The sequence below is a fragment of the Mesorhizobium shangrilense genome, assembly GCF_028826155.1.
Classification (GTDB): domain Bacteria; phylum Pseudomonadota; class Alphaproteobacteria; order Rhizobiales; family Rhizobiaceae; genus Arvimicrobium; species Arvimicrobium flavum.
On the sequence record NZ_JAQGPN010000001.1, the window covers coordinates 3952332 to 3972081 of the forward strand.

13 protein-coding genes are annotated in these 19750 nt (G+C 65.0%); 3 read left to right on the forward strand and 10 right to left on the reverse strand.

Annotated elements, in window-relative coordinates; translation table 11 throughout:
• Positions 1-139: 139 nt before the first annotated feature.
• From glgC to PD284_RS19185, 6 genes are all read right to left on the reverse strand, one after another.
• Positions 140-1402 (reverse strand): glucose-1-phosphate adenylyltransferase, encoded by a 1263-nt coding sequence (glgC, locus tag PD284_RS19160; RefSeq protein WP_274629734.1) that lies wholly within the window; start codon positions 1400-1402, stop codon positions 140-142.
• Between the two features lie 14 nt (positions 1403-1416).
• On the reverse strand, positions 1417-3699 hold the full coding sequence (glgB, locus tag PD284_RS19165) for a 1,4-alpha-glucan branching protein GlgB (protein ID WP_274629735.1): 2283 nt from the start codon (positions 3697-3699) through the stop codon (positions 1417-1419).
• Positions 3700-3836: 137 nt separating this feature from the next.
• Entirely contained in the window at positions 3837-6305 is a 2469-nt protein-coding gene (locus PD284_RS19170) for a glycogen/starch/alpha-glucan phosphorylase (RefSeq protein ID WP_274629736.1), read from the reverse strand.
• A gap of 159 nt (positions 6306-6464) precedes the next feature.
• A complete protein-coding gene (locus PD284_RS19175; protein WP_274629737.1) occupies positions 6465-7247 on the reverse strand; it encodes an ATP-binding cassette domain-containing protein in 783 nt (260 codons plus the stop codon).
• Complete coding sequence (locus PD284_RS19180) at positions 7247-8317, reverse strand: ABC transporter permease (RefSeq protein ID WP_274629738.1); 1071 nt, start codon at positions 8315-8317, stop codon at positions 7247-7249. Before PD284_RS19180 ends, PD284_RS19175 begins: the two co-directional genes overlap by 1 nt.
• Positions 8318-8549: 232 nt before the next feature.
• Positions 8550-9515 carry a sugar ABC transporter substrate-binding protein gene (locus PD284_RS19185; RefSeq protein WP_274630702.1) on the reverse strand — a complete coding sequence of 322 codons (966 nt, stop codon included), beginning with the start codon at positions 9513-9515 and terminating at the stop codon, positions 8550-8552.
• A 265-nt stretch (positions 9516-9780) separates the two neighbouring features.
• Here PD284_RS19185 and PD284_RS19190 point away from each other — a divergent pair, with 265 nt between their 5' ends.
• From PD284_RS19190 to PD284_RS19200, 3 genes are all read left to right on the forward strand, one after another.
• On the forward strand, positions 9781-11004 hold the full coding sequence (locus PD284_RS19190; protein ID WP_411956233.1) for an ROK family transcriptional regulator: 1224 nt from the start codon (positions 9781-9783) through the stop codon (positions 11002-11004).
• 111 nt (positions 11005-11115) lie between these two features.
• Entirely contained in the window at positions 11116-12039 is a 924-nt protein-coding gene (locus tag PD284_RS19195; RefSeq protein WP_274629740.1) for a carbohydrate kinase family protein, read from the forward strand.
• Between the two features lie 241 nt (positions 12040-12280).
• The gene (locus PD284_RS19200; protein WP_274629741.1) at positions 12281-13423 is read left to right on the forward strand and encodes a DegT/DnrJ/EryC1/StrS family aminotransferase; all 1143 of its coding nucleotides are present in this window, start codon (positions 12281-12283) and stop codon (positions 13421-13423) included.
• Positions 13424-13478: 55 nt separating this feature from the next.
• Here PD284_RS19200 and PD284_RS19205 read toward each other — a convergent pair whose 3' ends face one another.
• From PD284_RS19205 to cysD, 4 genes are all read right to left on the reverse strand, one after another.
• Positions 13479-15611 (reverse strand): adenylate/guanylate cyclase domain-containing protein, encoded by a 2133-nt coding sequence (locus tag PD284_RS19205; protein ID WP_274629742.1) that lies wholly within the window; start codon positions 15609-15611, stop codon positions 13479-13481.
• 245 nt (positions 15612-15856) lie between these two features.
• Positions 15857-16684, reverse strand: a complete 828-nt coding sequence (gene cysQ / locus PD284_RS19210) for a 3'(2'),5'-bisphosphate nucleotidase CysQ (protein ID WP_274629743.1) — start codon at positions 16682-16684, stop codon at positions 15857-15859.
• Positions 16647-18596, reverse strand: a complete 1950-nt coding sequence (gene cysN, locus PD284_RS19215) for a sulfate adenylyltransferase subunit CysN (RefSeq protein WP_274629744.1) — start codon at positions 18594-18596, stop codon at positions 16647-16649. Before cysN ends, cysQ begins: the two co-directional genes overlap by 38 nt.
• Positions 18596-19501 carry a sulfate adenylyltransferase subunit CysD gene (gene cysD / locus PD284_RS19220; RefSeq protein WP_274629745.1) on the reverse strand — a complete coding sequence of 302 codons (906 nt, stop codon included), beginning with the start codon at positions 19499-19501 and terminating at the stop codon, positions 18596-18598. Before cysD ends, cysN begins: the two co-directional genes overlap by 1 nt.
• Positions 19502-19750: the final 249 nt, after the last annotated feature.

Genomic DNA, 19750 nt, shown 5'->3' on the forward strand with positions numbered 1-19750 from the left:
GGGCTCGACACCTCTCCCCCACTTCGTGAGGGGAGAGGATTGGCGCCAGCCCAGCGGACGGTCATCCTCTCCCCCGTCGATCGGGGGAGAGGTGTCGAGGCGAAGCCGAGACGGAGAGGGGGTCGATTGATCCGCCAAGTCACATCCCCAGCTTGTCGATCATGGGCTGGGTGATGAGGCAGATGCCTTTTTCCGACACTCGGAAGCGCTTGGCGTCGAGCACCGGGTCCTCGCCGACGATGAGCCCTTCCGGAATCCGCACGCCGCTGTCGATCACGACGCGCTTGAGCCGGGTCTTCCGGCCGACCGTGCAGTCGGGCAGCATCACCACTTCCTCGAGCGTGGAGTAGGAGTTGATGCGTGCGCCGGTGAACACCAGGCTGCGCTTCAGCGATGCGCCGGAGACGATGCAGTCGCCCGAGATCAGCGACGACACTGCCATGCCGCGCCGCCCAGCCTCGTCATGCACGAACTTTGCCGGCGGCTTCAGTTCCGCGTAGGTCCAGATCGGCCAGTCGCGGTCGTAGAGGTCGAGTTCAGGCGTCACATCGGTGAGGTCGATGTTGGCCTCCCAGTATGCGTCGATCGTGCCGACGTCCCGCCAGTACGGGCTGGTTTCCATGCTCGAGCGGACGCAGGACTTGGCGAAGCGATGCGCCACCGCCTTGCCCGACTTCACGATCGCCGGGATGATGTCCTTGCCGAAATCGCGGCTCGAGGCCGGGTCGGCGGCATCCTTGCGCAAGAGGTCCATCAGGAACTTGGTCTTGAAGACATAGATGCCCATCGAGGCCAGCGCGAAGTCGGGCTTGTCCGGAATTCCGGGCGGGTCCGCCGGCTTCTCGACGAAGGCGATGATCTTGTCCGCCTTGTCGACATGCATGACGCCGAAGCCGGTGGCCTCCATCCGCGGCACCTCGAGGCACCCCACGGTGACGTCGGCGCCTTGGTCGACGTGCTGGCGCAGCATCAGCTCGTAGTCCATCTTGTAGATGTGGTCGCCCGCCAGGACCACCATGAACTCAGGCCCGTAAGACTCTATGATGTCTATGTTCTGGTAAACCGCGTCTGCCGTTCCCTCATACCATTGCGTCTCGGACACACGCTGGCTCGCCGGCAGGATGTCAAAACTCTCGTTGCGCTCGGGGCGCAGGAAGTTCCACCCGCGCTGCAGGTGCCGGATCAGCGAATGCGCCTTGTACTGCGTCGCCACGGCGAGCCGGCGGATGCCGGAGTTGAGCGCGTTCGACAGCGCGAAGTCGATGATGCGGGTCTTGCCGCCGAAATGCACGGCCGGCTTGGCGCGCCGGTCGGTCAGCTCCTTGAGCCGGCTGCCGCGACCGCCCGCCAGCACATAGGCCATCGCATCGCGCGCCAGCGGCTGGTTTCTGTTGACCTGCATGGACCCCTCCCAACCTAGAGACTATCTGCGGTGGCCGTTCCCGATGTGTATTCGAGCATGATGGTGGACAGGCCGGGCAGCAGCATCGTTCCGGCGATGCCGCCCTTGCCCTTCGCGGCCTCGATCCAGCCGCCGTTCCCCTTGCCGGAGCCGCCGTAGATCGCCGCGTCGGAGTTGAATATCTCGCGCCAGCGTCCGGCTTGCGGCAGCGGCACCTCGTAGAAGTCGCGCTGCACCGGCGTGAAGTTGGAGATCACCGCAACCGGGTTTTCGCCCGGCGCCTTGCGCAGCCAGGCGAAGACGGAGTTCCGCTTGTCGTCGGCAATCAGCCAGGTGAAGCCTTCCGGCTCGCAGTCGCGGGCATGCAGCGCCGGACGCGTGCGATAGAGGCCATTGAGGTCGGTGACCAGCCGGCGCATGCCGTCATGCGGAAGATGATCCAGCAGATCCCAGTCGAGCGCGCGCGCCTCGCTCCACTCGCTGCGCTGGGCGAATTCCTGCCCCATGAAGAGCAGCTTCTTGCCCGGGTAGCCCCACATGAAGGCGTAGTAGGCGCGCAGGTTGGCGAACTTCTGCCAGTCGTCCCCCGACATCTTGCCGAGAAGCGTACCCTTGCCGTGCACCACCTCGTCATGGCTGAGCGGCAGGACGAAATTCTCGCTGAAGGCGTAGAGCAGCCCGAACGTCAGGTCGTTGTGATGATACTGCCGGTGGATCGACTCGCGCGCCATGTACTGCAGCGTGTCGTGCATGAAGCCCATGTTCCACTTCAGCCCGAAGCCCAGCCCGCCCTCGTGCACGGGCTGCGAGACCTTAGGCCACGCCGTCGACTCCTCGGCGATGGTCATCACTTCCGGATGCGCGCCATAGACCACCTGGTTCATGCGCTGCAGGAAGGCCACCGCGTCCAAATTCTCGCGGCCGCCCTTCTCGTTGGGGATCCACTCGCCCGCCTTGCGGGAGTAGTCGAGATAGAGCATCGAGGCGACCGCATCCACGCGCAGGCCGTCGACGTGGTACTTCTCCGCCCAGTACATGGCGTTGTTGACGAGGTAGGAACTGACCTCGCGGCGGCCGAAATTGTAGATCGCGGTGTGCCAGTCGGGATGGAAGCCCTGGCGCGGGTCGGCGTGCTCATAGAGTGCCGTGCCGTCGAAACGTGCCAGCCCGTGCTCGTCGGTGGGAAAATGTGCCGGCACCCAGTCAAGGATCACGCCGATGCCGGCCCTGTGGGCGCCGTCGACGAAGCGGGCAAATCCGTCCGGATCGCCGAAGCGGGCCGACGGCGCATAAAGACCCGTCGTCTGGTATCCCCACGACGGGTCGTAGGGATGCTCGCTGATCGGCAGGAACTCGATATGGGTGAAGCCGGTCTCCACCACATACGGGATCAGCCTGTCGGCAAGTTCGTCCCAGCTGAGGAACGAGCCGTCCTCATGCCGCTGCCAAGAGCCTGCGTGCACCTCGTAGATCGACACCGGCTGCCGGCGCGGGTCGGCTCCTCGCCAGAATTCGCGGTGCGCCTGGTCTCCCCACTCATGCGAGAGCGGCGCGGCCGTCACCGACGCGGTCGCGGGCCGCAGCTCCGAATGGAATGCGAAGGGGTCGGCCTTCAGCGGCAGCCGCACGCCGTCCGCGCCGATGATCTCGAACTTGTAGGCTCGCCCTGCGCCGATATCGGGCGCAAAAATCTCCCAGATGCCGGTGTCCTTGCGCAGCCGCATGACGTGGCGACGTCCGTCCCAGTCGTTGAAGTCGCCGACCACGGAGACGCGGCGCGCGTTCGGCGCCCAGACGGCGAAATGCACGCCGTCCGCCCCGTCGTGGCGGATCAGGTGTGCGCCGAGCTTGTCGAAAAGCCGGAGATGCGAGCCTTCGGCGATGTAATAATCGTCCATCGGCCCGAGCACCGGCCCGAACGAATACGGGTCGGTCAGCCACCAGTCGCCGCCGGCATTGTGCGCATGATACTTCAGCGGCTGGCGCGCCTTGATCGACAGCTCGCCCTCGAAGAAGCCGGCGTCGTGGCGGCGCGTCAGCTCGCCCACCGCCTCGCCGCCAAGGGTGAACGCCTCAACCGACTCCGCATGCGGGATGAAGCAGCGCGCGACGAAGCCCTGGCCGGCCGCCTGCACGCCCAGCACGGCAAACGGGTCGTTGTGGGAACCGGCGACGATCGCCTCGATGGCCGACGGCGCGAGATTGCCCGGGGACGCCTTGCGCCCGGTCGCGGCTCCGGGCTCGGCCACGGCCTTGGGCAGCTCCTTCGGGACGGCAGCAGCCTTGGTCTTCTTCATGCTCCGGCGCTTCCTCCCGACCTCCGGAACCCCTACTACACGCGATAGGACGCGGCCTGTCTAGTCAGCACATTAGGCCACATGCACCGGCCTCGCGAAGCGAGCGAACTACCGCTGCTCCGCAACGAGCAACCGGTCTAGACCGGCACGCCCCATATCTCCTCTGCATACTGGCGGATCGTGCGATCGGACGAGAACCAGCCCATGCGGGCGACATTGTGGATGGCCTTGGCAGTCCAGCCAGGACTGTTGCGCCACATCTCGTCGACCTGGCGCTGGGCGGCCGCGTAGGCGTCGAAGTCTCCCGCCACCTGGAACCAGTCATGGTCGTAGAGGCCGCCGATAAGATCGCGGTAGCGGTCCGGCGCATCCGGCGAGAAGACGCCCGACGAGATCGCCGAAAGCGCCTGCGCCAGTTCCGGCGAGGCCTCGATGACGGCGCGCGGGTTGTAGCCGTTGCGCCGCCGCTCGGCCACTTCCTCGGCGGTTAGGCCGAAGATGACGATGTTGTCGTCGCCCACCTTCTCCTTCATCTCGACATTGGCGCCGTCGAGCGTGCCGATGGTGATCGCCCCGTTCAGCGCGAACTTCATATTGCCCGTCCCGGAGGCCTCCATTCCGGCCGTCGAGATCTGCTCGGACAGATCGGCAGCCGGCATCATCACCTCGGCGAGGCTGACATTGTAGTTCGGCATGAAGACGATCTTCAGCAGCCCGCGCACGGCCGGGTCGCGGTTCACCACGCGGGCCACGTCGTTGGCCAGCTTGATGATCAGCTTGGCGTTGGCATAGCTCGGCGCCGCCTTGCCGCCGAAGAATTTCACGCGCGGCAGCCAGTCCTTTTCCGGGTGCGACCGGATCTGGTCGTAGAGCGCCACCGCCTCCACGATGTTCAGGAGCTGGCGCTTGTACTCGTGGATGCGCTTGATCTGCACGTCGAACAGGGCGGAGGGATCGACCTTGATGCCCAGGCGCTCGCCGACGATGTTGGCCAGCCGCACCTTGTTGTCGCGCTTGACCGCCGCGAACCTCTCGCGGAAGGCCGCGTCGGAAGCGAAGGCGTCGAGCCCTGCAAGTTCGCCGATGTCGTCGAGGAAGCCGTCGCCGATCGTCTCGCGCATCAGCCCGGTGAGGCCGGGATTGCACTGGAAGAGCCAGCGCCGCGGGGTAATGCCGTTGGTCTTGTTGTTGATGCGCTCCGGGTAGAGCTTGTGGAGATCGGCAAACACTGTCTGTTTCATCAGTTCCGTATGCAGCGCCGAGACGCCGTTGACGGAATGCGAGCCGAAGAAGGCGAGATTGCCCATGCGCACGCGCCGCTCGCCGTCCTCCTGGATCAGCGAGATGCGGCGTATCCCGTCGTCATTGAACTTGTCGGACGCCCGCGCCTCCAAAAGCACCTGCGCGTTGATGGCGTAGATGATCTGCATGTGCCGCGGCAGCAGCCTCTCCATCAGCGGCACCGGCCAGCTTTCCAATGCCTCCGGCAGCAGCGTGTGGTTCGTATAGGCGAAGGTGCGCTTGGTAAGGTCCCAGGCGGTGTCGAAATCGATTCCCTGGATGTCCATCAAGAGCCGCAGCAGCTCCGGCACGGCGATCGCCGGATGCGTGTCGTTCATGTGGATGGCTGCCTTGTCCGGCAGCGACATCAGATCCCCGTACTGGCTGAGATGGCGCTGCAGGATGTCCTGCAACGAAGCCGAGGAGAAGAAATACTCCTGCTTCAGCCTCAATTCCTGCCCGGCGCGATGCGAGTCCGCCGGATAGAGGACGCGCGACAGGGCGTCCGCCATGTTGCTCTCGGCCAGCGCGCCGATGTGGTCGCCGGCGTTGAAGCGGTCGAGCAGGATCGGATCGACCGGGAAACCGGACCACAGCCTCAGCGTGTTGACCCGGTTGCCGCGCCATCCGACGACCGGCGTGTCGTAGGGCACCGCCAGCACGTGCTCGTTCGGCGTCCAGACATGGCGCTCGAGGCGGCCGCCCTTGGCCGTGATGGACTCGACGCGTCCGCCGAAGCCAATCTCGAAGGCGCGCTCGCGCCGCTCGAATTCCCATGGATTGCCGTGGTCGAGCCACGTTTCGGGCAGCTCGACCTGCCAGCCGTCGGAGAGCTCCTGCCGGAACATGCCGTTGACGTAGCGGATGCCATAGCCGTGCGCCGGGATGTCCACGGTCGCCATGCTTTCCATGAAGCAGGCAGCCAGCCTGCCCAGGCCGCCATTGCCGAGCGCGGCGTCGGGCTCCAGCCCGGCGATGACGTCGAGGTCCACGCCAAGCGACGCCAGTGCGTCCCGCATAGCCTCCATCATGCCGAGGTTCGAGAATGCGTCCCGCATCAGGCGCCCCATCAGGAACTCGAGGGACAGGTAGTAGACGCGTTTTGCCCCCTCGTCATAGGCCTCCTTGGTGGAGTCGATCCAGTGCTCGATGATGCGGTCGCGGACCACCTTTATCGAGGCCGCCAGCCAGTCGTGGGGCGTGGCGACGGTGGCGTCCTTGCCAACGCGGTAGCGGAGGGACTTCAGTATCTCCGCCGCCAGGGATTTCGTGTCGAAATCATCCATGGCGGGCTTTGGGAGTTCGAAGGTCATGGCGCCTGTCATCTCGGCCTCGACAATTTTTGCGGGAAAGCGTCTGGCAGACCCGCATGACAAGCTCCTCCCTTCCCTGTTCTAACCGGTCCGGTCTCGGATTCAATCGATTACAAAGTACAATGCCGAACCGCGTCGGCCCCGATCGGCGAAGGCGGAGCCGACGCCTCGTCAGGCCGCGAGCGCCTCCTCGGGCGGTTTCTTCGCGCCGGTCATCAGTGCGACGGCGTCCGACATTGAGATCTGCTTCGGATCGACGACGCACAGCCTTCGTCCGAGCCGATGGATGTGGATGCGGTCCGCGACCTCGAAGACATGCGGCATGTTGTGCGAAATGAGCACGATCGGCAGGCCGCGCTTCTTCACGTCGAGGATCAGTTCCAGCACGCGGCGCGATTCCTTGACGCCGAGCGCCGCCGTCGGCTCGTCCATGATCACCACCTTGGAACCGAAGGCCGCGGCACGCGCCACGGCGACGCCCTGTCGCTGGCCGCCCGACAGCGTTTCGACCGGCTGGTGGATGTTCTGGATCGTCATCAATCCCAGTTCGGTGAGCTTCTGGCGCGCGATCTTGGCCATCGCCGAGCGGTCGAGTTGCCGGAACCACGAGCCCGCAACCCCCGGCCTGCGGATCTCACGCCCCATGAACATGTTGTCGGCGATGGAGAGCGCCGGTGACAGGGCCAAGTTCTGGTACACCGTCTCGATGCCCGCCTCGCGCGCCGCCATCGGCGTCGTGAAGTGGACCGGCTTTCCGTCCAGCACGATCTCGCCCTCATCCGGCGTGATTGCACCCGATATGGCCTTGATCAGCGAGGACTTTCCCGCGCCGTTGTCGCCGATCACCGCAAGGATCTCACCGGGATAGAGGTCGAAATCCGCGTGGTCGAGCGCGGTGACGCGGCCGTACCGCTTCACCAGCCCGCGCGTCGTGAGGAGAGGTTCGGTTGCCATCAGCCCGCGACCTTTCTGATCCATTGATCGACTGCAACTGCGATGATGATGAGCACGCCGATCATCATGTAGGTGTACTGGGGGTCCGTCCCCAGCAGGCGAAGCGCCAGCGAGAACAACCCGACGATGAGGGCGCCGAAAATCATGCCCAGGATCGATCCACGGCCGCCGAACAGCGAGATGCCGCCGATCACCACGGCCGTGATGGATTCGATGTTGGCGAATGCGCCCGAGGTCGGCGAGATGGCGCCGACGCGGCCAATCAGCACCCACGCCCCGAAGGCGCAGATGACGCCGGCAAGCGTATAGACCTGTATCAGCACGCGCTGGGTGCGAACGCCCGAAAGCTCGGCCGCCTCCGGATCGTCGCCGACCGCATAGACATGGCGGCCCCAGGCCGTGTGGTTGAGCACGTACCAGAGCAGGATCGCCAGAAGCACCATGGCGATCACGCCGTAGGTGAACACCGCGCCCCCTGCCCGCAGATCATTGGCGAAGAATTTCAGGATCGGCGCGGTGGCGTCCACATCCTGCGAGCGGATGGTCTCGTTTGCCGAATAGATGAAATTGATGGCGAGAATGATCTGCCACGTGCCCAGCGTCACGATGAAAGGCGGCAGCTTCATCTTGGAAACGAGCATGCCGTTGACCCAGCCGCAGAACGCGCCGACGGCGAAGCCGCACAGGATCGACAGCACCGGCGGCAGCCCGTAGCGGAAGGTGAACTGTCCCATCACGACCGAGCTCAACACCATGATGGCGCCAACCGAAAGGTCGATGCCGGCGGTAAGGATGACGAGGGTCTGCGCCGCGCCTATGATGCCCGTGATCGCGACCTGCTGGAGGATGAGCGTCAGCGTGAAGGCCGAGAACAGCTTGCCGCCCAGTAGCACGCCGAAACCGATCAGCGAGATGACCAGCACGATCAGCGGGACGGCCGCCGGATTGGTGTGCAGGTAGTTCTGTATTTTCCTGACGACGCTGTTGCCGTGTTCCTCGAAGGAGGCCACCGACGTGTCGCTCTGGCTAAGTACGCTCTCGACCGTGTGGCCGCCTTCCGATGTGCTCATCGCGCCTATCCCACCTTTTCCGTGGTGCGGAGTTGGCCCCACTCTTCATGCGTCATGCGAGCGCCGCAAATGATCGCTTGCGATTCCGGCGCCAGGCGAAGAGCGTCGCTTCCCTCCGTGCCAGGGCAATCAATTCAAGATGACGAGGCCGCGTATCCGTCGGCCAACGCCGCAGCGTGTGGGAGAGCGGACCTTGCCGCCCTCCCCACTACGCTCCTTCAGTGCGACGGCATCAGCCCCAGCACTTGTCCAGGCCGGCCTTGGTGTCGATCGAGTCGACGCCGGATGCCGGCTTGTCCGTGATGAGGGTGACGCCGGTGTCGAAGAAGTCCTTGCCTTCGGTTGCCTTCGGCTTTTCGCCGGAGTCGGCGAACTTCTTGATCGCCTCGATGCCCATCGCCGCCATCACCAGCGGGTACTGCTGCGAGGTCGCGCCGATGATGCCTTCCGCGACGTTCTTGACGCCCGGGCAGCCGCCGTCGACCGACACGATCAGCACGTCCTTCTCCTTGCCGACCGCCTTCAGCGCCTGGTAGGCGCCCGCCGCGGCAGGCTCGTTGATGGTGTGGATCACGTTGATGTTCGGGTTCACCTGCAGCAGGTTCTCCATCGCACGGAGACCGCCCTGCTCGTTGCCGTCGGTGTAGTCGTGGCCGGCAATGCGCGGATCGTCCTCGTCGCCGATCTTGTTCTCGTCCTTCACATCAATGCCGAAGCCCTGCATGAAGCCCTGGTCGCGCAGGACGTCCACGGTCACCTGCGACGGATTGATGTCGAGGAAGCCGATGACGGCGTCCTTGGCCTTGTCGCCGAGGGTGGCGGCCGCCCACTTGCCGATCAGGATGCCGGCCTGGCGGTTGTCGGTGGCGAACGTCATGTCGGCCTCGGAGATCGGCTCGAGCGGGGTGTCGAGCGCGATGACCAGGATGCCGGCCGCACGCGCCTTCTGAACCGAGGGAACGATCGCCTTCGTATCGGAAGGAGTTATCAGGATGCCCTTGGCGCCATCGGCGATGCATGTCTCGATGGCAGCCACCTGGCTTTCGTTGTCGCCGTCGATCTTGCCGGCATAGGACTTCAGCGAAACGCCGAGTTCCTGCGCCTTGGCGGTGGCGCCTTCCTTCATCTTCACGAAGAACGGATTGCTATCCGTCTTGGTGATCAGGCAGGCACCGACCTCCTGCGCGGAGGCCGGCATCGAGATGGCGGCCAACGCGACTGCGGTCGCCGCAAAGACAGTTGATTTGAGAAGCGTTTTCCTGCTCACGACTATCCTCCCAGAAGAACAAGAACTCACGCCGGTAGCGCCTCCCGCACCGCCCGGCCGGCCGACCTTGGCCCGTATTCACCAACACCATTCTGGATCGCCTGTCAATAAATAAATCACTCTTATTTAAGTATTGACTTGCGATCCCGTCCCCCGCATGGTTTAGCGGTGCGACGACGATAGACTGGAGGATTTTGTGGAGGTGGGCAACCCCAGGCAGGGACCGTCCGAGCTTTTGGATAGCCGTATCCGCGGGACCAACCAGAGCGGAATGCGTGACTACAACGAGCGCCTCGCGCTCTCGCTCGTGCGCCAGCACGGGCCGCTCGCCAAGTCCGACATCGCGCGCACGACCGGGCTCTCGGCCCAGACCGTCTCCGTCATCATGCGAGAGCTGGAGGCGGAAGGGTTGTTGGTGCGCCAGGAGCCGATCCGCGGCCGCATCGGCCAACCCTCGGTGCCGATGGCGCTCAACCCCGACGGCGCCTATTTCCTCGGCCTGAAAATCGGACGCCGCAGCGCCGAACTGGTACTCATCGACTTCCTCGGCAACGTCCGCTCGATGCAGCAGTTTCCGTACCGCTATCCGGTTCCGCAAGCCACGGTCGAGTTCGTCCGCAATGGCATCGCCCGGGCGCGGCGTGAATTGACCGATGAACAGGCCACGCGCATCGCGGGCCTCGGCATCGCAATGCCATTCGAACTCTGGAATTGGGCGGACGCCATTAACGCGCCACGGGAGGCGATGACCGAATGGCGCGACCGTAACATCCAGGCCGAGCTGCGCGCCGAGTTCGACTTTCCGGTCTACCTCCAGAATGACGCCACCGCCGCCTGCGGCGCCGAACTGGTCTTCGGTGAAAAGACCGGCGTGCGCGACTTCGTCTATTTCTACATCGGCGCCTTCGCCGGTGGCGGCGTGGTGCTCGACGGACGGCTCTTTGACGGGCCGTCGGGTAACGCCGGCGCGCTCGGCTCGATGCCGGTCCCGTGCCGCGACGGGCGTATGCGCCAACTCATCGACATCGCCTCCATCGCGATGCTGGAGAAGATGTTGAACAGGCGCGGCGTCGACGGCTCGCATCTGTGGACTTCGCCGGAAGACTGGGGAGATGTCGGCGACGATCTGGAGGCATGGCTCGACGAGGCGTCCGAAGCGCTCGCCTACGCGATCGTGTCGGCCGCCTCGGTGATCGACTTCGAGGCCGCGGTCATCGACGGCTGGATGCCTGCCGCGATCCGCGCCCGGCTGGTGGCGGCCGTGAGCGGCGCCATCGCGAAGATCGATGTGGAGGGGCTGCGTCTACCCGTAGTGCGCGAGGGCACCGTCGGCATCCACGCCCGCGCGCTCGGCGCGGCCAGCCTGCCGCTGTCCGAACGCTTCCTGATCGGCGCCGGCCTGCTTGCCAAGCGGAACTGACCGATGCCGGCCGACGCCCCTGCCCTGCCACCACGAGACCGTTGCAACCGGCAAGCCGCCGAACTATGCGCTCGGAGCATGATGCTCGGGAACTGACAGGGGCACCCCACCATGATCATCTGCTGCGGCGAAGCTCTGATCGACATGCTGCCACGCGTGAGCACCCAGGGCGAACCGTCCTTCGCGCCCTATGCGGGCGGCGCCGTGTTCAACAGCGCGATCGCGCTCGGTCGCCTCGGCGCACCGGTCGAGTTCTTTTCGGGCCTGTCATCCGATCTGTTCGGGGAGCAGCTCCGCGAGGTGCTGGCCGCAAGCAATGTCGGCTCGCGTTACGCGCCCGTCTCCGACCGTCCGACGACACTGGCATTCGTGCGTCTGGTCGACGGCCATGCAACCTACACCTTCTACGACGAGAACACCGCCGGCCGCATGCTTTCGGAGGCCGACCTGCCGAGCCTCACCGAGCCCGTGCACGCCATGCTCTTCGGCGCCATCAGCCTGATCCCCGAGCCCTGCGGCTCCGCCTACGAGGCGCTGATGCGGCGGGAGCACGAGGCGCGCGTGATGATGTTCGATCCGAACATCCGCCCGAACTTCATCACCGACAAGGAGAAGCATCTCGGCCGCATGCGGCGCATGATGGCCATGGCCGACATCGTGAAGCTCTCGGACGACGACCTCGTCTGGTTCGGCGAGACCGGCTCACCTGCGGAGATCGCGGCGCGCTGGCTGGACAGCGGGCCCAAGCTCGTCATCATCACCGGCGGCAGCAAGGGCGCCACCGCCTATACGAACCAGCATGTAGTGACGGTCGCCGCCAAACGGGTCGAGGTGGTCGACACGGTCGGCGCCGGGGACACCTTTAACGCCGGCGTGCTCGCCTCCTTGAACGAACAGGGACTGCTCTCCAAGGATGCGGTCGCCGGGCTCACCGAAGGTCAGATCCGTGCCGCCCTGTCGCTCGGCGCGGATGCTGCCGCCGTGACCGTCGCGCGCGCCGGCGCCAATCCGCCGTGGCGCAAGGAACTCGCCTGAAACGCGCTGCGTTAGCGCCGCCATCCGATCAATTTATGTTGCCGAATGCGTGCGACCGCACTGCCGCGCCGGCAGGCGCCGCGTAACTCTCTGCAATTGAACAATTTTTTGCGAAAGCCGGCTTATATGCCGGTAACAGACGCGGGAGCTGCCTCAGCGGTGACCAAGCCCGCCGACCTATCTCGCCTCGTCCAACTCTGGTATCTCCCGCGCCAAATCGGGCTAGGCTTAGGAAGATTTCATGCAGTTCATCGACCTCGGGGCACAACGCGACCGCATTCGGGAAAAGCTGCGCGCAGCGATCGACAACGTTGTGGACGACGGCCGCTACATCCTCGGGCCCCAGGTCGCCGAATTCGAGAAGCAGCTGGCCGCCTATGTGGGCGTGAAGCATGTCGTGGCCTGCGCCAACGGCACGGACGCGCTGCTGCTCCCCCTGCTCGCCGCCGGCATTGGCCCGGGCGACGCCGTCTTCGTGCCCAGCTTCACCTTCGCCGCCACGGCGGAAGTCGTCGCGCTGGCACATGCCGAGCCGGTGTTCATCGATATCGATCCTGACACCTACAACATCGACATCGCCAGCCTCGAGGCGGCGATCGCCGCCGTGAAGAAGGAAGGCAGGCTGCGGCCAAAGGCGATCATCCCGGTCGACCTATTCGGCCTTGCCGCGGACTACGACGCGATTACGAAGATTGCGGAGCGCGAAAACCTGCTGGTGATCGAGGACGCCGCCCAGTCGATCGGCGGCAAGGCGCACGGCAAGATGTGCGGGAGCATGGCCCATGTCGGCTCAACGAGCTTCTACCCGGCCAAGCCGCTCGGTTGCTACGGCGACGGCGGCGCGATGTTCACCAATGACGACGCATTGGCGGACCGCCTGCGCTCCTTCGCCTTCCACGGCAAGGGCGAGACCCAGTACGACAACGTCCATGTCGGCCTGAACTCCCGTCTCGACACGTTGCAGGCGGCGATCCTGATCGAGAAGCTCGCGATCCTCGAGGATGAGATGATCGCCCGGCAGGAAGTGGCCAAACGCTATGCCGAGGGCCTCGGCGACGTCGTCAAGGTCGCGCATGTTCCGGCCGGCCACCGCTCCGCATGGGCGCAGTACGCCATCGAGACGTCGCACCGCGACGCGCTGAAGGCTCATCTGCAGAGCAAGCAGATCCCGTCCGTCATCTACTACGTGAAGTCACTCCACGAGCAGGTCGCGTACAAGAAGTACCCGCAGACGCCGACCGGCCTGCAGGTTTCCGAAACCCTGCCGTCGCGCATCCTCTGCCTGCCGATGCATCCCTATCTGTCGACATCCGACCAGGATCGCATCACCGACACGATCCGCGGCTTCCTCGAGACCCAGGCAGCGCCGATCGCGGCGGAGTAGCGCTGGCGCCTCGAGCCGTCGGCGAAGGCGGTTTCGGTTACCGGGATCAGAGGGGCTACAACCTCAAAAGCCAGGCCTCTACCTGCCCCTTGCCCTTGACTTGGACGGGACCGCGCGCCTCGAACACGAACTGATCCTTGAGTTTTTCATAGACGGCGCGTGTCACCTGAACCGCGTCGGGGATGCTGCCTGATTCCATCCGGCTCGCGAGATTGACGGTATCGCCCCACAGGTCATAGATGTACTTGCTCTTGCCGATGACGCCGGCCACCACCGGCCCGCTGTTGATGCCCACCCTGATCTTCATCGAGACGTTGTGCTCCATGGCGTGCTCGCGGGTAATGTGGACCATGCGGATGGCCATGCGCACCATGCGCTCGGCGTGGTTGGCCACCGGAACGGGCAGGCCACACACCGCCATATAGGCGTCGCCCACAGTTTTGATCTTCTCGATCCCGAGGTCGCTGGCGGCGACATCGAATCGTGTGAACAACCCGTTGAGAAACGTCACGACTTCGGACGGCGGCATCTCCGATGACAGCGCCGTGAAGCCGACCAGGTCCGCGAAGGCTACCGTGACCTCGGCAAAGCCGTCGGCGATCCCTTCCTCTCCACCGCGCAACCGGTTGGCGATCGGAGCAGGCAGGACGTTGAGCAGCAGCTCCTCGTTCTCACGGTTCTTGTTCTCGATCACGACATTCTTTTCGCGCAGATCGTCGACCATGCCATTGAAGGCTAGACAGAGCTGGCCAATCTCGTCGCGCGTGCGGACCGGCACGCTGGCCCCGTAGTCGCCGGCAGCGAAGCGTTTGACGCCTGCGGTGAGTTCGCGCAGCGGTCCGAGCAGCGCACGCGACAGCCAGGCCGCCGTGGCGACCACCATCAGCAGCGCCAGTCCCCCGACGACGAGCAGATCCCTGCGGAGCTGGGCGATAGGAGCGAAGGCCTCGGCACTGTCGATCTTGGCGACGAGCGCCCATTTGACGCCGGGAATCGCAAGTGGGCCCCACGAAGCGAGTGTCGGGACGCCACGGTATCCAATGATCTCGCCAGTACCCTCGACACCGGCGAGCGCAGCCCGGGTAGCCTGAGTGTCGATGCGCTGGTGGAGAACTGGAGTACCATACCGTTGAATGTCACTGATCTCCTCGTCCGAGCTGCCAACGGACTTGAGTTCGGCGAAATAGTCCTCCCGGTTTTCGTAGAACGTCCGCGGGGCAGAGCGCACCAGGTGGTCGGGTCCGACAAGGTAGGCCTCGCCTGTGTCGCCGAATCCTTCCTGCCGCCAACGGCGGCCGCCGGTGACGACATTGTCGATCTCATCGTTAGACAATTGCGCAATCAGCACGCCGATGACGACGCCCTGGTCGATGACAGGAGCACCCATGAATGCAATCGGTGCGCCGCCCGACGGTGCATAAGGAGCGAAATCCTCGAGACAGATGGCCGAGCGGTCGGCGATCTCCGCGCAGCGGGCGACGGCCGAGGCGGCGCTGGAGCGGCGGTAGGGACCGAATTGGAGGGACGTGGTGAAGTCGACCTCCTTCTGGACAGTGTAGATCAGGCGCCCGGATTTAGGGTCGGCGATCATGAAATCGAAAAAACCGACCGTGGTAGCCGCAGCGCGCATCAGGGGATGAAATACAGCGTGCAGCCTGCTGTAGTCGCTTCCGTCGCCGGCGTCGTCGAGGAGCTTGCGCCGCTCCGCCGGTTGTGGATTTTCCACAATGTAGTGATACTGCAGATAGTAGGGAGCACCACCGACCGGCAGGTAGTCCGACAAAGCTGGTTCCCTGCCCAGGATGCGCGTCATCTGGGGGATGAAGTTCGCCGCGTACCAGTCGCTGACCTTCTGCTGCAGCTCAGGCGGTGCGCCTGCCCGGTCGAGCTGGTCGACCGCTATCCGGAACTCGCGCGTTGCATCGACCACCATCTTGGAGGTGGCAAGCAGGCGCAACTGCGCCTGGATCGTACGGAAGTAGGTTTCAACCTGGCGCGTCTTAGTCTGACGGGCGGTGGTGAGTTGGTCGAAAACGGCCTTTTCGAGGGCGTCGCGGGCGCGGAAGTAGCCGAGCACTCCCGTCACCACGACCGCTATCGCTCCAAGCAGGGCGAGGGTTGCAAAGAGCTTCGCGGCCAAGCCCCAGCGCGCAGGTCGGGATGAGCCGGTCATGTCCGCGGAAGACATGAATCAACTCCAGCCGACAAGGCGAAATGCGGGGCAGCAACGCCGATGGTCATCCGAGTTCCGACACAACCCCTGCTGTTGACGACCGTTCGGCCGGCACGGACGACAGATGCTACTGCATTCGCTTCCTGACGGGGAGCGCAATCTTCAATCCATCGCGGAGGCCATTTGAACCAGAGATCAGTCCGCCGCCCACCCTGGGGTAACACGCCGAACACCGATCAGCGCGCCCGCGACCCTGACCCTTACAGCGGCGACTTGGCCAGTCTCCCGCAGGAAATGAAAGGCGGGTTGGCGAAATTCGCCTCCGTCTTGCCGTAGTTCAGGGGCGCTCCGTCGAGTGTCACCGTCGCACCGCCCGCCGCGCGCAGAACTGCGTCGCCGGCGGCAGTATCCCATTCCATGGTGCGTCCGAAGCGCGGATAGAGGTCCGCTTCCGCCGCGGCAAGGAGACAGAACTTCAGGGACGATCCGACGGAGATGATCTCGGCGGCTTCGAAGCGGCCGAGATAGGCCAGCGTCTCCTCGTCGATGTGGGAGCGGCTGGCGACGATGGTGAGCGGCGTAGCGCCTTCCCTGACATGGATCCGATGCCGGTTGAGGACGTCCCCGTTTGCACCAACCTCTGCGGCCTCGGCATGGTCGGACCGGCCCGAAAACAGGCGTCCGCTCGCCGGCGCATAGACGACGCCCACGACGGGCACGCCCTGTCTGACGAGCGCGATATTGACGGTGAAGTCGGCGTTGCGCCGGACGAATTCGCGGGTGCCGTCGAGCGGGTCGACCAGGAAAAAGGTGTCTCCCAGTTCGGTAGGGAGCAGCCCGCACGAGGCTTCCTCCTCAGCAACGCAGGGGATGCCGGGGAACTCGGTCCGCAGGCCTTCCAGGATCAGCCGCTCGCTGGCGCGGTCCGCTTCGGTGACGGGCGAGGCGTCGGCCTTCTGCTCGACCGCCATCGCGCCGTTGAAGACTTCCATGACGAGGCGGCCGGCTTCCAGCGCCAGCCGCTCGAAGGTTGCGACGTACAGGCCCTCGTCAGATGCCCCCGCCGCTGTCGTACTGTTCGTCGGCAAGGTCTTTCTCGCGCAGCCAGTTTTCGATCGCTTCCACCATCTCTTCGGGCGATTTGCCAGCAGTTTCAAGATGAATGTCGGGATTGGCGGGCGCTTCGTAGGGCGAATCCACCCCGGTGAAGTTCCTCAGCTCTCCGGCCAGTGCCTTCCGATAGAGCCCCTTGGGGTCCCTGCGCGCGCAATCCTCGAAGGGCGTGTCGACGAACACCTCCACAAACTCCCCGGACGCCATGATTTCTCTCGCATATCCGCGCTCGGCCCGGAACGGCGAGATGAAGGAGACAATGACGATCAGGCCAGCGTCGGACATCAGCTTGGCGACCTCCGCGACGCGGCGGATGTTTTCCACGCGGTCCGCCTCGGTGAAGCCCAGGTCACGGTTCAACCCATGCCGCAAATTGTCGCCGTCGAGCACGAAGGTGTGGCGTCCGCTGGCGTTGAGCTTCTTGTCGAGCAGGTTGGCGATGGTCGACTTGCCGGAGCCCGAGAGCCCGGTGAACCACAGGACCTTCGCCTTCTGGTGCTTCTGCGCGGCGCGCGCGCTGCGGTCGACGTCGAGGGCCTGCCAGTGGATGTTGCCAGCGCGACGCAGCGGATGCTGGATCATGCCGGCGGCGACGGTCGCATTGGTCAGCCTGTCGATCAGGATGAACGCGCCCGTCGCCCGGTTGTCCCGGAACCCGTCGAAGGCGATTGCGCTCTGGGCCGAGATATTGGCGACACCCACCTCGTTCATCTTGAGCGCCTTGGCCGGGCCTTCGCTCATGTCCTCGATGTTGACGCGGCGCTTGATCTCCGTGACCGTGGCGCTGACCTGATCGGTCTCGGTGCGCAACACGTAGGATCGCCCCGCGACCAGCGGGCTTTCGTCGAACCAGACGAGGCTTGCGGCGAACTGGTCGGCGACATGCGGACGGGCGTCGGCGGCGACCAGCAGGTTGCCGCGCGACACGTCGACCTCGTCCTCCAGCACCAGCGTCACCGCCTGGCCTTCCACCGCCTCGGCAAGGTCGCCGCCCTGCGCCACGATGCGCCTGATGCGCGAGACGCGGCCGGACTTGGCCACCACCACCGCATCCCCCGTGGCGATGCGGCCCGCTGCCACCGTCCCGGCAAAGCCGCGGAAGTCGAGGTTCGGCCGGTTGACGTACTGCACCGGGAAGCGGAACGGCCGCGCCGCGCCGTCGTCGTCGATGGCCACCGTCTCCAGGTGCTCGAGCAGGCCCGGACCGGCATACCACGGCGTGTTTTGCGAGCGCGCCGTGACGTTGTCGCCGTAGCGCGCCGACAGCGGCACCGCCTGGATCGAGGCGAAGCCGAGCTCCGCCGCAAACTCCCGGTAGGTCGCCACGATCCGCTCGAACACCGCCTCGTCGAAACCGACCAGGTCGATCTTGTTGACCGCCAGCACGATGTGGCGGATGCCGAGCAGCGAGGCGATGACCGAATGCCGCCTGGTCTGCGCCAGCACCCCCTGGCGGGCGTCGACCAGGACGATGGCGAGGTCCGCCGTCGAGGCGCCGGTCGCCATGTTCCGCGTGTACTGCTCGTGGCCGGGCGTGTCGGCGACGATGAATTTGCGCCGCGGCGTGGCGAAGAAGCGGTAGGCGACGTCGATGGTGATGCCCTGCTCGCGCTCCGCCTCCAGCCCGTCGACCAACAGCGCGAAGTCGATGTCGGCGCCGGTGGTGCCGTGCTTTTTCGAGTCCCGCTCCAGCGCCGACAGCTGGTCCTCGAAGATCAGCTTGGTGTCGTAGAGCAGCCGCCCGATCAGCGTCGACTTGCCGTCGTCGACCGAGCCGCAAGTCAGGAAGCGCAAGAGCGTCTTCTTCTCCTGCAGCGCCAGATAGGAGCGGATGTCGCCGACGACGTCGTCGACCGGCACGATGTCGGTGGCCTTGAGGTGCTGCATCAGAAATACCCCTCGCGCTTCTTCTTCTCCATCGAGCCCGCCTCGTCGCGGTCGATCAGCCGGCCCTGCCGCTCCGACGTCGTCGCCGTCAGCATCTCCGCGACGATGCCCTCGAGATCAGTCGCCTCAGAATCGATCGCCCCGGTCAGCGGGTAGCAGCCCAGCGTTCGGAACCGCACCAGCCGGTTCTCCAGTACCTCGCCGGGCCTCAGCGTCATGCGCTCGTCGTCGCGCAAGATCAGCATGCCGTCGCGCTCAACCACCGGGCGGCGCTTGGCGAAATAGAGCGGCACGATGGGGATCTTTTCCTGCAGGATGTATTGCCAGATATCGAGCTCGGTCCAGTTCGACAGCGGGAACACCCGGATCGACTCGCCCGGGTTGATGCGGGTGTTGTAGATCCTCCACATCTCCGGCCGCTGGTTCTTCGGGTCCCAGGCATGGACCTGGTTGCGGAACGAGAAGATGCGCTCCTTGGCCCGGCTCTTCTCCTCGTCGCGCCGCGCCCCGCCGAAGGCGGCGTCGAAGCCGTGCGCGTCGAGCGCCTGCCTGAGCGCCACCGTCTTCATGATGTGGGTGTACTTGTTGGAGCCGTGGTTGAACGGGTTGATGCCCGCCGCCACCCCGTCCTGGTTGGTGTGCACGATCAGGTCGAAGCCCAGCGTCGCCGCCATGCGGTCGCGGAACGCGATCATCTCGCGGAACTTCCACGTCGTGTCGACGTGCAGGAACGGGAACGGCGGCTTGGCCGGATAGAACGCCTTCATCGCCAGATGCATCAGCACCGACGAATCCTTGCCAACCGAGTACAGCATCACCGGCTTCGAAAACGTCGCCGCAACCTCCCGGAAGATGTGGATCGCCTCGGCCTCAAGGCGCTCGAGATGGGTGAGATGGATGGTCATGCGAACCGAACCTGCGCAACGTTCACTTACCCGCGACGCCAAATCGGCGCGCAGGGCAGACGCGGATCGGATTTCGGAGAGGCCATCAGCCCCAAGCGTCAATCGCTGTCCGCGCTTGAGTTTCTAGCGGTGAGCGCACGGCGCAACAAAGCAGACGCTGGCGCGCGATGACGCCGTTGGGAATGTTTATTCCATCGGGTTCAGGGGCCACGCAAAAATCGCCCGCCGTCCGAAAACTGCGGGCAGCGA

Bases quoted from the DNA above. Each gene is read 5' to 3' on its own strand.
- PD284_RS19195 (WP_274629740.1), top strand. From the start codon at position 11,116: ATGATCATCTGCTGCGGCGAAGCTCTGATCGACATGCTGCCACGCGTG.
- cysD (WP_274629745.1), bottom strand. From the start codon at position 19,501: ATGACCATCCATCTCACCCATCTCGAGCGCCTTGAGGCCGAGGCGATC.
- PD284_RS19175 (WP_274629737.1), bottom strand. From the start codon at position 7,247: ATGGCAACCGAACCTCTCCTCACGACGCGCGGGCTGGTGAAGCGGTAC.
- PD284_RS19180 (WP_274629738.1), bottom strand. From the start codon at position 8,317: ATGAGCACATCGGAAGGCGGCCACACGGTCGAGAGCGTACTTAGCCAG.
- PD284_RS19205 (WP_274629742.1), bottom strand. From the start codon at position 15,611: ATGTCTTCCGCGGACATGACCGGCTCATCCCGACCTGCGCGCTGGGGC.
- cysN (WP_274629744.1), bottom strand. From the start codon at position 18,596: ATGCAGCACCTCAAGGCCACCGACATCGTGCCGGTCGACGACGTCGTC.
- PD284_RS19185 (WP_274630702.1), bottom strand. From the start codon at position 9,515: ATGCCGGCCTCCGCGCAGGAGGTCGGTGCCTGCCTGATCACCAAGACG.
- PD284_RS19170 (WP_274629736.1), bottom strand. From the start codon at position 6,305: ATGACAGGCGCCATGACCTTCGAACTCCCAAAGCCCGCCATGGATGAT.
- glgC (WP_274629734.1), bottom strand. From the start codon at position 1,402: ATGCAGGTCAACAGAAACCAGCCGCTGGCGCGCGATGCGATGGCCTAT.
- glgB (WP_274629735.1), bottom strand. From the start codon at position 3,699: ATGAAGAAGACCAAGGCTGCTGCCGTCCCGAAGGAGCTGCCCAAGGCC.
- PD284_RS19200 (WP_274629741.1), top strand. From the start codon at position 12,281: ATGCAGTTCATCGACCTCGGGGCACAACGCGACCGCATTCGGGAAAAG.